The sequence below is a fragment of the Paraburkholderia suaedae genome, assembly GCF_040812055.1.
Classification (GTDB): domain Bacteria; phylum Pseudomonadota; class Gammaproteobacteria; order Burkholderiales; family Burkholderiaceae; genus Paraburkholderia.
In genome coordinates this window covers 103,114-113,740 of sequence record NZ_JBFOAH010000018.1, presented here as the reverse complement: position 1 = coordinate 113,740, position 10,627 = coordinate 103,114, and the positions used below count along the sequence as shown (strand labels likewise).

General features: G+C 59.0%; 10 protein-coding genes and 1 pseudogene. 6 read left to right on the top strand and 5 right to left on the bottom strand.

The window, feature by feature from the left end; genetic code table 11:
* Window positions 1–390: 390 nt before the first annotated feature.
* Window positions 391–1,569 (top strand): porin, encoded by a 1,179-nt coding sequence (locus ABQJ48_RS23250; RefSeq protein ID WP_473094173.1) that lies wholly within the window; start codon window positions 391–393, stop codon window positions 1,567–1,569.
* Window positions 1,570–1,671: 102 nt separating this feature from the next.
* Here the strand turns inward: ABQJ48_RS23250 and ABQJ48_RS23245 are convergent, their stop codons facing one another.
* The 4 genes from ABQJ48_RS23245 to ABQJ48_RS23230 all read right to left on the bottom strand — a co-directional run bounded on the left by ABQJ48_RS23245 (window position 1,672) and on the right by ABQJ48_RS23230 (window position 5,541).
* On the bottom strand, window positions 1,672–1,971 hold the full coding sequence (locus ABQJ48_RS23245; protein WP_367840345.1) for a reverse transcriptase N-terminal domain-containing protein: 300 nt from the start codon (window positions 1,969–1,971) through the stop codon (window positions 1,672–1,674).
* Window positions 1,972–2,002: 31 nt separating this feature from the next.
* Window positions 2,003–2,814, bottom strand: a protein-coding gene (locus tag ABQJ48_RS23240) for an IS5 family transposase (RefSeq protein ID WP_367840344.1) whose coding sequence is annotated in 2 segments (ribosomal slippage) — window positions 2,003–2,466 and window positions 2,466–2,814 — 813 coding nt in all. Because the reading frame shifts where the segments join, the coding sequence is not laid out codon by codon here.
* Window positions 2,815–2,898: 84 nt separating this feature from the next.
* Window positions 2,899–4,206: an Nramp family divalent metal transporter gene (locus tag ABQJ48_RS23235; protein WP_367840343.1), complete on the bottom strand. Its 1,308-nt coding sequence runs from the start codon at window positions 4,204–4,206 to the stop codon at window positions 2,899–2,901.
* A gap of 78 nt (window positions 4,207–4,284) precedes the next feature.
* Window positions 4,285–5,541: an oxalate decarboxylase family bicupin gene (locus tag ABQJ48_RS23230; RefSeq protein WP_367840342.1), complete on the bottom strand. Its 1,257-nt coding sequence runs from the start codon at window positions 5,539–5,541 to the stop codon at window positions 4,285–4,287.
* A 292-nt stretch (window positions 5,542–5,833) separates the two neighbouring features.
* Between ABQJ48_RS23230 and ABQJ48_RS23225 the strand changes: the two genes are divergently transcribed.
* Window positions 5,834–6,118 carry a hypothetical protein gene (locus ABQJ48_RS23225; RefSeq protein ID WP_367840341.1) on the top strand — a complete coding sequence of 95 codons (285 nt, stop codon included), beginning with the start codon at window positions 5,834–5,836 and terminating at the stop codon, window positions 6,116–6,118.
* Between the two features lie 279 nt (window positions 6,119–6,397).
* Complete coding sequence (locus ABQJ48_RS23220) at window positions 6,398–7,174, top strand: sulfite exporter TauE/SafE family protein (protein WP_367840340.1); 777 nt, start codon at window positions 6,398–6,400, stop codon at window positions 7,172–7,174.
* Here ABQJ48_RS23220 and ABQJ48_RS23215 read toward each other — a convergent pair.
* Window positions 7,171–7,377: pseudogene (locus tag ABQJ48_RS23215) on the bottom strand (IS630 family transposase); the annotation flags it as partial. The gene ABQJ48_RS23220 and the pseudogene ABQJ48_RS23215 sit on opposite strands and share 4 nt — an antisense overlap.
* 144 nt (window positions 7,378–7,521) lie before the next feature.
* On the opposite strand from ABQJ48_RS23215, the gene ABQJ48_RS23210 reads away from it, so the two are divergent.
* From ABQJ48_RS23210 to ABQJ48_RS23200, 3 genes are all read left to right on the top strand, one after another.
* Entirely contained in the window at window positions 7,522–8,529 is a 1,008-nt protein-coding gene (locus tag ABQJ48_RS23210; RefSeq protein WP_367840339.1) for a zinc-binding alcohol dehydrogenase family protein, read from the top strand.
* A gap of 58 nt (window positions 8,530–8,587) precedes the next feature.
* The gene (gene nfsB / locus ABQJ48_RS23205) at window positions 8,588–9,241 is read left to right on the top strand and encodes an oxygen-insensitive NAD(P)H nitroreductase (RefSeq protein ID WP_367840338.1); all 654 of its coding nucleotides are present in this window, start codon (window positions 8,588–8,590) and stop codon (window positions 9,239–9,241) included.
* A 137-nt stretch (window positions 9,242–9,378) separates the two neighbouring features.
* Window positions 9,379–10,329: an aldo/keto reductase gene (locus ABQJ48_RS23200; protein WP_367840337.1), complete on the top strand. Its 951-nt coding sequence runs from the start codon at window positions 9,379–9,381 to the stop codon at window positions 10,327–10,329.
* The last annotated feature ends 298 nt before the right edge of the window (window positions 10,330–10,627 follow it).

The following is a 10,627-nucleotide window of genomic DNA, read 5'->3' as shown; positions in this document are numbered from 1 at the left end:
CGAGCGCCGTTGCATTCCATCAGACGCCAAACTGGCGTCACGCGACGGAGCAGCCCCTGAATGTCCGGACACAGTCTCCAATTGCGGCGCACTGATAGGGTCGGTGTCCAGGTTCGATGTCCGTTCGGCGCACGTACCGTCACGCCTGCCCGACAGCAAACCGTGCGAGGCAGCGCCGTACCTTCTGCGCCTCGTTGTGCCCACGTGCGTCCGCCGTTGTTCCTCAATCGATTGCTGACTATTTGTGACACGTCGTTCAGGCTTCTGAAACGGTGTCTTTCACTACTTCGAGTCGCGGCGCGCCGACAAAAACTTATACTCCGCACGCTGTTGTATTGGCGATCGGGAATCGCCTGTTCGGGAACGACTTACGTTATCGGGGAACTTGAAATGAAGTTGAAGAATCTGGCGATTGGGTCAGCCCTGCTTTTCACAGGGGTAGCACATGCGCAAAGCAGCGTGACGCTTTACGGCACCATCGACACGAGCATGGTCTATGCGAACAACGTGAAAACTAGCACCGGCCAAGGGGCTAGCCAATTCATGCTGAGCTCTGGAAGCCTGAGTACCTCGCGCTGGGGCTTGCGCGGCAATGAGGATCTCGGCGGCGGTCTGCACGCCGTGTTCGACCTGGAAAACGGCTTCACGTTGAACAATGGTGCGCTCAAGAATTCAACAGCCGCGCAAACGGACCTGTTTGGCCGGCAGGCGTGGGTGGGTCTCAGTTCCAACCAGTACGGGGCGCTTACGCTGGGCCGTCAATACGATTTCATGGTTGACTATGTCGCACCGAATAGCGGGACGGGATCGGGTTTCGGCGGCAATCTTGCCGCGCACCCGTATGACAATGACAACCTGGACAACGACTTGCGTCTGAACAATTCGGTCAAGTTCAGCAGCATCTCGTACGGCGGCTTCAAGGCCGGCGCGATGTATGCATTCTCCAACATGGCGGGCGCAGGCGGGGACAACAACGCATACAGTTTGGGCGCCAGCTATTCCAACGGTCCCATCAATATTGGGGCCGCGTATCTTCAACTCAACCGCGACGCGGCATTGCCGAACGCGGCAGGCGCATCAAGCATAAACGACGGCGACCAGCTGGCGGGGGGCGGCGACCAACGAATCTGGGGCGCCAGTGCTCAGTACAAGTTCGGCGAAAAGTCTACCGTCGGCCTCGTATACACCCATTCCGTTACCTACAACATCAACTCGCTCTTCGGCGCCACCAACACCATCTCTGGCCAGTCGATGAAATTCGACAACTTCGAGGTCAACGGCCGCTATTTCGTGCGGCCCGATTTTAGCCTCGGTGCGTCGTACACGTACACCATGGGTGCATTTTCGGGCGGATCAACCGGACCGGCGGCCGACCCGCATTGGAACAATTTTGTGGTTCAGGCCGATTACCAGTTTTCGGCTCGCACCGACGTGTACGCGCAAGCGGTCTATCAGCTCGTCGGCGGCGGCAATGGCAACGCTATATTTAACGCTGGCGTCTACGGCATGACGCAGTCTTCGACTAACAAACAGCTTGTCACGGCGATCGGCTTGCGCCACCGGTTCTAAATGCTGACTTCGAGTTGTAACTCGTAGCCACTCACACGACTCGAAGGACGCCGCAAGGCGTCTTTCCAATTTCGGAATAACCGCGAGTCGGCTTACTGTTCCCTACAGCCGACCCGTGCGGTGACGTTGGACCTCAACGCCGACACACCCGAAATCAGGCAATGCGTCGCGCGCGCTCTCGATGCTGGGGAACTGGCACTTCCTGTAACAGAACATGGGCAGGCCGCGTAAATTCCCCAATGCAAGAACCGCAAACGGTCGGGTCGTGGCGTTTTCAGTCACCCGCCTCACGGCTAGCGTATGGCCGGTGAACCAGTGGGTCAGCAGCCATTGCAGGGTTTTCGCCCGGTTATGGCGGCCGGCGTGTACCCGTGTCAGCCGAGCAGGGTGCGTCGACGCCATCGTTTAGCGCCTCGAATCCGCCTTAGAGGTGTTAACAGAATGACTTTTGCAGGTGTCGCCAACATATGATGCAGCAGGCGATTCTGAGGAAAGCCTCGTGGATGAAAGCGAGCTGTTCGAAGCGGATGCGCAGTCGACGGAAGTTGTGAAGCCACGAGATGGTCCGCTCCACAACCCAGCGTGTCTTGCCTAGCCCACTACCATGAGGCTCACCACGTCGAGCGATGTCGGTGGCAATGCCGGCGGCATGCAGTGGACGTCGATACTTGTCGTGGTCGTAGCCTCTGTCGCCCTGAACGACCCGAGGCTTCGATAGTGGTCTGCCACGCTTGCCGCCGATTGGCGGAATTGCCTCGACCAACGCTTGAAGTTGAGTGACGTCGTTGCGGTTGGCGCCGGTCAGAATCACCGCGAGCGGGATGCCCTGCGCTTCGGTGATGAGATGGTGTTTTGAACCGGGTCGCGCGCGGTCCGTGGGATTCGGTCCTGTTTTTGACCTGAGCCCACAGCACGGATTGAAGAGGAATCGACGATGACGCGAGACCAGTCGATTTGGTCGGCTGCGCGCAGTCGCGCAAGCAGCACCTCGTGCAACTGCACCCAGACGCCAGCGGCTTGCCAGTCACGCAGGCGACGCCAGCAACTCATGCCGCTGCCGCAACCCATCTCGCGAGGTAGCAGGTCCCAACGCAGACCTGTCTGTAAGACGAAGAGAATGCCGGTGAGCACCGCACGATTGTCGAGCGGCTTGCGCCCCGGATAACGGATTCGTCGTGGTTTGGGAGGGGGCAGCAACGGTTCGATGAGTGCCCACAGTTCGTCGTCGAGTATCGGCTTGGCCATGTCCTTTTCGTCGTCGAAACAATGAAAAGGTTAACAGCATTCATCGAGGGTTAACAGCCCCTTCGTTCATTTTGTTAAGGACTCTTAAGACACCATCTGCCAGATCAGCACAACATTGAGCACGACGATCAAGACCGTCGCGGCGAGCGCGGCCAATACGGTCTTCTTGCCGGCGACAAAATCGCCCATCACGCTACGGCGCGACGACACCACGACGAGTGCAACTAGCGGCAGTGGCAAGATGAGGCTCAACACCACCTGACTGCCCATCATCGCGTCCATCACATTGCCGTTCAGACCGACGACGAAGGCCGGCACTGCAGTAATCAGGCGCCGTACCCAGATCGGAATTCTGAAGCCGACGAAGCCCTGCATGATCACCTGACCGGCCATCGTCCCCACCGCTGAACTCGAAATGCCGGACGCCAGCAATGAAACCAGAAACACGGTCGCGGCGCCAACACCCAGCAGGGGAATCAGCGTGTGATAGGCGACGCTGACGTCGGCCACGCCCGAGCCGGATTTGCCGAACACGGACGCCGACATCATCACCATCGCAAGATTCACGAAAGTGGCGAAGCCGAGCGCAACGACGACTTCCTTGTTTGAGAAGCGGAGTAGCCGCCGACGTTCGCCGTCGTTACGCGCAAGCGTGCGAGTCTGAGTTAGTCGGGAGTGCAGATAAAGAGTATGTGGCATGATCGTCGCACCGACGATCCCCACCGCGAGCGTCACGGACGACGCACCATGCAGATGCGGGACAATGGTACCCAGGAGTGCCGCATGCCAGTCCGGCGGCGCGATCACGAGTTCGTACAGATAGCTAAGACCGATCACCGCGACGAGCCCGGCAATCATCAGTTCGAGCGGACGAAAGCCGCGTTTGTCGAGCGACAGGATGGCGAAGGTCACCACCCCAGTCACGCCCATCCCGACCACGAGCGAGACGTGAAACAGCAAGGAGATGCCTAATGCCCCGCCGAGGAATTCGGCGATATCCGTGGCGATGGCAGCCAGTTCCGATGCGATCCACATGGCGATTACAACGGACCGCGAAAACTGCTCACGGCACAGCTGAGCAAGATTACGGCCTGTGACGATGCCGAGTTTCGCGGACATCGACTGGAACAGCATTGCCACGAGGTTTGCAATCAACACCACCCAAAGCAACTGATAGCCGTACGTCGAGCCGGCTTGCAGGTTGGTGGCAAAGTTGCCCGGGTCCATATAGCCGACCGACGCGATCACCGCCGGCCCGACGAACGGTAGCAATGCCCGCAGGCCTTTGCGGCGTCCGTCGAGTGACGCACGCACCGCAAGCTCCGTCTGCAGCGTCACGCTGCCAGTCGGCCCGACGCTGGGTTGGGTCGACTTGGAAAATGGTGACGTCATGTTTGTTGGACACTCTTCAAAATGAGGCAGGCGGTTGGCGAGCACAGCGCGGATGCGTCGCGCCCGCGACCGTGCGGATCAGAGCGGCAGGATGTCCGGACGATTGTTCGGGAAACGCGCGAGGTCTGCAGCACTGATGTTCAGCGTGTCCATGATCATCTGCGGCGGCGTGTGCGTCAGCCAGTCGGAGAGCGAAACTTCCGCGAAGTGATCGCTCTTGAAGACTTCAACCATGACCAGGTCGGTGTCGCCGGTATTCTCCACGTAATGTCCGAGGCTCTTCTTTACGTAGCCGATGTCGCCTGCACGGAAGTCGGCGGTCGCCGCCTTCGGGCCCGTGTCGAATACCGTCATCCGGCCTTGACCTTTGATGTAGTACTGCCACTCGTCCGCGTTCGGATGCCAGTGCAACTCGCGGATACCGCCCGGCTTGACCGTGACCAGCGCAGCGGCGATGTTTGCCGATGCCTTGAAGTTACGGCTGTCGGCAATCTGCACCGTCCCGCCTTTGGTTTGTTTGAGCGGCGGCAAATCGGCGAGCGAGAAGATGAACGGATGCATCGGCGCGCCACGAGGACTCGCCACTGCGCGTTGCGCGGCCTCCAGCGGGCCGGGGTTCGTGCCCTGGAAGATCCACAGATTGTCGAGAGGGATATTCTTGAATACGTCGGCCGGCACGTTGAAGTTACGGGCGAGCACCTCGGGCGGCGTATGCGCAACCCAGTCCGTTACCAGGAGCGTGTTGAATTCGGATGCGCGGCCGTTGTCGAACGCGAGGACGAATTCAGCGCCACTCGGGCCAAGGCCTTGCAACGAGTGCGGCAGGCCTGGGGGGAAATACCAGAGGTCGCCGGTTTTGACGTCGGCCACCTGTGGACGGCCTTGTTCATCCAGGATCGTGATCCGGCATTTTCCGTCCACCATGATGGCCCACTCAGCCTGCTGGTGCCAGTGCATCTCACGGATGCCATTGGCCGAGAGACGCATGTTCACGCCCGAAATGTCCTCCGAAATCGCGAAGTCATCCTGCGTCACTTCACGCGCCCAGCCGCCGTTCTGATAACGCTTGTGCGCATTGTTGAACGAGGCCCAGAAGAGCGGCATGCCGTTGATGTCGGTTGCTGGCGGATTCTGGAATGACGGGAACTGGTTCGCGATCGCAGGATTCTGCGGGCCCGGATCGCTGAGACTGGTCGGGCTCTTCCCGTTTATCTGGCCTTCGGGCGGCCGGTCCGGGTTGCCGAACGAGGCGGCTTTGGCCGTGGCCGCCACGCCCATGGCCGCAGCGGAAGCGGCAGCACCCACCAGAACTTTGCGTCTAGACAGATCAGTCATGGTAATCGCCTTATAGATTAAACGGGTCGATGCAGGTTGATTCGAGTTGCTTCATGCGGTGTGTCAGGTACGTGTTATCGGATCACGTATTCAGTGAGGCGAAATGCCGGATCGGAACATGATCTGTTGCCTGGTGATTTCCTGCCGTCTCACACGTCTGGCGGGCGCATTCTCCGTGCAAACGGATCATAGGGTTCAGGCCGACCTGAAACAGTTGTGTTGTTCTGGTCAAACAACCACTGATTCCTTATGCGGAACTATGCGACAAACGTTCTAAATGTGAGTGAACTTTGTGGATCTGCACAATGAAGAAATTGTAATGATGTTGGTTTTATTCGGTAATTATCTGGAATGTCATTTATGGCGTGAATTGAATCAACGTTCGGATCGGCACATTCGTTGCGGCATCGACAATGACGTGCCGCCCGCGGCGGGTTGGGTCCCGATCAACGACCAATCAGGTGGGGCACACCGAAGCTGCAGATTGAAAGAAGCGACTGAGCGGCGCTGCATCGACATTACGGGCAACCACAGCATTCCAACGCGCAACAATCGGGTCACAAGCCGGATGAAATAGACATAATAATCGTTTCCATTGCGTGCGAGATCAAGTAGCTGTAGCATGCCAATTTTCGCGTTTCTGCGGCTTTACGGCTGGCCGCCCCATCCGAACGTACCGCAATTGCGTTTTATCATTCGTGGGGGTTAGTCACTGCTACTAGCGCGCCCTCGAATCTGGGTTGCACCGTATGCGACTCGCTCGATCAGTTGTGCCGGAGTTGGCGACTGCCTCGGACCAGCCATGGTTGAATAGTCGCCTCAAGCTTTGTAATGCGTCGGCATCGGAATTCACTAGATGTTTGGTACTTTCTTAATCAGCGATCCCTGGTTCTACGCTGCAAGCATCCCGGCACTCCTCCTGACCAGCATCTCAAAGGGTAGTCTCGGGCTTGGCCTCGGCGTCGTGGCAGTGCCACTTATGGCACTGCACTTGCCAGTGCCCGTTGTCGTGACACTTCTTTTGCCCATTCTTTGCCTGACTGATCTGGTCACGCTCTGGCAATATCGCGGCGAATGGAATTGGCCATTGCTGCGTATCGCGATCCCCGCCGCACTGTTTGGCATTGGGCTAGGTGCAGTGGCGATACACCATCTTTCGGAAGCATGGCTGAGACTTGGCGTCGGTGTGATCTCAATCGACTTTGCCCGGCGTCGCTGGTCCGAGTCTCGTCCCCCTGCAAGGGAAGATCACCATGGTTTGCACCCGGCCTCAAGCATCTTCTGGGGAGCTACCTCTGGCTTCGCAAGTTTCATGGCGAACGCGGGCGAACCGGCGCTGGCCATCTATCTGTTGCCGTATAAGCTAACCAAGCGCTGCTTTGCCGGGACCACGGCTGCGTTTTTTGCCGTCGTCAATTTAGCGAAACTAGTCAGCTTTTCGATGCTTGGGCTGTTCACCCGCACGACTTTACTCGCGAGCCTCGCTCTCACGCCTTTTGCGGTAGTTGGGATCTGTGCAGGTGTTTGGCTGAACCGCCGGCTAAAGGTCACGCATTTGTATAAGTTCGCGTACATCATCCTGTTGGTAATCGGTGTGCGACTCATCTATACCGGCCTCAAAGTCATCCTCTAGTGTTGCGTTCCGCTGATTCGCCAACAAAGTCGGTATAGTTTTTCGAGGATGGAGTCAACTGAGGCGGTCCACATGAATGGTTTGCAGTTTTCGTTGCAGTGGGAGACGAACCGATCGATGCGCCTGATCAGTTGTTTGACCGAGCCAAACGAGCCCGTGCGGATGGCCTTGTAGGTGACCAGTGCAAAGAAGCGTTCGACCTGGCGTCGAACCGGACCTTTTTCGTTCCTGTAGTGAAAGTTTTACCAGACTCTCCCCGTTTTCCGGGATGCGTGTGCAGTACATCATTAACACAACGTCCGAGCCGCCAAAGCGGCTCGCTGTCGAACGCCAAAGAGTAACGCCGAATGAAAGCCATCGTTTATGACCAGCACGGGTTGCCGATCGAAGATCCGCGTGCACTATACGAAACCGAATTGCCAAAGCCCGAGCCGGGTCCGCGCGATCTGCTGGTGAAAATTCGCGCCATTGCCGTGAACCCCGTCGACACCAAGGTTCGTGCGGGAATGCTGGGCGACACGCCGCGCTTGCTTGGATGGGATGCCGCCGGGACGGTAGAAGCCGTCGGCGCCGCCGTCACGCTGTTCAAGGTCGGCGATAAGGTGTTTTACGCCGGCTCCGTCGCCCGCGCCGGCGCCTATGCCGAGTACTGCATCGTCGACGAGCGCATCGCGGGTCATCAACCCACCACGCTCGACGACGCGCGCGCGGCCGCATTGCCGCTGACTTCACTTACAGCCTGGGAGCTGCTCTTTGATCGCCTCTGCGTTGCCGAGGACGGGGGCGACGGCGATGCGCTTCTGATCATCGGCGCGGCCGGTGGCGTCGGCTCGATTCTCACTCAACTCGCGCGGCAACTGACGAAGCTGCGCGTGATCGGCACGGCATCACGACCGCAGACGCAAGAATGGGTTCGCGATCTGGGAGCGCACGACGTCATCGATCATGCGCGCCCGCTGCAAGACGAGCTGCGCCGGATCGGCGTTGAGCAGGTGCGCTATGTCGCGAGCCTCACGCATACCGAGGCGCGCTATCCCCAGATCGTCGACGTGCTCGCGCCGCAAGGCAAGCTTGGCGTCATCGACGATCCGAAAACGCTCGACGCGATGCCGCTCAAGTTGAAAGCAATCTCGCTGCACTGGGAACTCATGTTCACGCGGTCTCTATTCGAGACGCCTGACATGATCCGCCAGCACGAGATTCTCGAGCGCATCGCAACGCTGGTCGACGCAGGCACGCTGCGTACGACGCTTGGCGAGCATTTCGGGGCGATCAACGCGGACAACCTGCGGCGCGCGCACGCGCTCATCGAAAGCAATCGCGCGCGCGGCAAGATCGTTCTCGAAGGGTTTTGAGTCGCCGGTCAGCTTTCTGTTTCGGTTGCTAGTCTGTCTCCATTAGAAGGGTATTGCCATGAATTTGATTGACGCCGTACAAACCCGTCACACCGTCAAAGCATTTGAGCCGGGTCGTTCGTTGCCGCAAGCATCGGTCGATGCGTTGCTCGCGACGCTTCACTACAGTCCTTCGTCGGTCAACTCGCAGCCTTGGCACTATGTCGTCGCGTCGACGCCAGAAGGCCGCGCGCGCGTGGCCAAGGCAACGCAGGGCGCCTACGTGTACAACGAACCGAAAATAGTGAACGCCTCGCACGTGATCGCGCTCTGTATGCGCACCGATATGGACGCGGATCACCTCGACGCTGTCCTTGAGCAGGAAGGCCATGACGGACGGTTCCAGGTCGACGGAGCGAGGGGCATGCAGGAAAAGTCCCGCCGCTCGTATGTGGACATGCACCGCTACGAGTTGCGCGACGTGCCTCAGTGGATGGAGAAGCAAGTGTATCTTGCGCTGGGCGGACTGCTCGTGAGCGCGGCCGTGCTCGGCATCGACGCGACGCCGATGGAAGGCTTCGATTCGCGGGCGCTCGACCTCGAGCTTGGGCTGCGCGAACGCGGGCTTACGAGCGTTGTGCTGGCGGCGTTCGGCCATCGCAGCGAGCAGGATTTCAATGCCAACCTACCGAAGTCGCGCCTGCCGCGCGAGCAGATTTTCACTTTCATGTGAGCCCGGTAGCCCGCCGGCGTTCCGCGCGTGATGCCTTGCAGGCGAGTCCTCGGGTTCCTTCCTTTGCAACCGATCGGCCGTATTAGCGCGTATCCCATTCCGTTCGTTTCAACTCAACACCGTAAGCGAAGAAAGCCATGCACCTACACACCATCGGAACCTCCAGTCTTCAAGTCGCACCCCTCGTCTTCGGCGGCAACGTCTTCGGCTGGACGGCCGACGAGCGGACGTCGTTCTCCATCCTTGACGCGTTCGTCGACCACGGCTTGAACTTCGTCGATACGGCCGACGCCTACTCGCAGTGGGCCGAGGGCCATCAGGGCGGCGAGTCCGAAACGATCATCGGCAAGTGGTTCAAGGAAAGCGGCAAGCGCGACAAGATCGTGCTTGCGACCAAGGTCAGCAGGTTGAAGACGCGGCTCGGGCTGTCGGCGGTGAATATCGAGGCAGCCGTCGACGATTCGCTGCGCCGCCTTCAGACCGATTACATCGACATCTATTTTTCTCACTTCGACGACGAGACGACGCCGATGGAAGAGACGCTCGGCGCGTACCAGAAGCTGATCAAGGCGGGCAAGGTGCGCGTGATTGGCGCGTCGAACTTCACCGGCGCGCGGCTCGAGGCAGCGTTGAAGGTATCGAAGGAATCGGGCTTGCCGGCTTATCAGGTGCTTCAGCCTGAGTACAACCTGTACGATCGGGAAGGTTACGAGACGGATCTCGAACCGGTCGCACAGACGCATAACCTGGCGGTAGTCACGTACTTCAGCCTGGCGAGCGGCTTCCTGAGCGGAAAATACCGTTCGAAGGCGGACATCAATAAGCGTGCGCGTGGTCCATTCCTGAACAAGTACCTGAACGACCGTGGACTACGAATCGTCGATGCGCTCATTGACGTGGCCAAACGTAACGACACCACGCCCTCCACCGTGGCACTTGCCTGGATTATCGCACGGCCGAGCGTGATGGCGCCGATTGCGAGCACAACCTCGGTGGAACAACTGGAAAGTATGGTGGCGGCGACGCGCCTGCAACTTTCTCCGGAAGACCTGACGCTCCTTAACGAAGTCAGCGCCCCGGCGAAATAACCGGGTTCCGTAGGCTGGATTAGCGCGTTCAGCATGGTGACCCGACGAAGCGATTCGCAGAAGCCGAGGATCGCAAGCTGGTGACATGCATTCCAGAATGCCTCGATGAGTTCGTTGCCGGGGACAATCCGTTCAGGATCATCGAGGCGTTTATTGACGAGCTTGACCTTGCATCACTGAGCTGCGAAAAGCAATACCGGCGCTGGCGAAACGGTCGATGCTCCGGGCTTCCGGCCGGATGACGGTGGCCAGCGTTTGACCAATGCTGGGCACCGTGGTCAGCAGAGCGTAGTCCGCA

What these genes read in the sequence shown, in the direction of transcription:
- ABQJ48_RS23250 (WP_473094173.1), top strand. Translation starts at nt 391, where the DNA reads ATGAAGTTGAAGAATCTGGCGATTGGGTCAGCCCTGCTTTTCACAGGG.
- ABQJ48_RS23245 (WP_367840345.1), bottom strand. Translation starts at nt 1,971, where the DNA reads ATGGCGTCGACGCACCCTGCTCGGCTGACACGGGTACACGCCGGCCGC.
- ABQJ48_RS23235 (WP_367840343.1), bottom strand. Translation starts at nt 4,206, where the DNA reads ATGACGTCACCATTTTCCAAGTCGACCCAACCCAGCGTCGGGCCGACT.
- ABQJ48_RS23230 (WP_367840342.1), bottom strand. Translation starts at nt 5,541, where the DNA reads ATGACTGATCTGTCTAGACGCAAAGTTCTGGTGGGTGCTGCCGCTTCC.
- ABQJ48_RS23220 (WP_367840340.1), top strand. Translation starts at nt 6,398, where the DNA reads ATGTTTGGTACTTTCTTAATCAGCGATCCCTGGTTCTACGCTGCAAGC.
- ABQJ48_RS23210 (WP_367840339.1), top strand. Translation starts at nt 7,522, where the DNA reads ATGAAAGCCATCGTTTATGACCAGCACGGGTTGCCGATCGAAGATCCG.
- nfsB (WP_367840338.1), top strand. Translation starts at nt 8,588, where the DNA reads ATGAATTTGATTGACGCCGTACAAACCCGTCACACCGTCAAAGCATTT.
- ABQJ48_RS23200 (WP_367840337.1), top strand. Translation starts at nt 9,379, where the DNA reads ATGCACCTACACACCATCGGAACCTCCAGTCTTCAAGTCGCACCCCTC.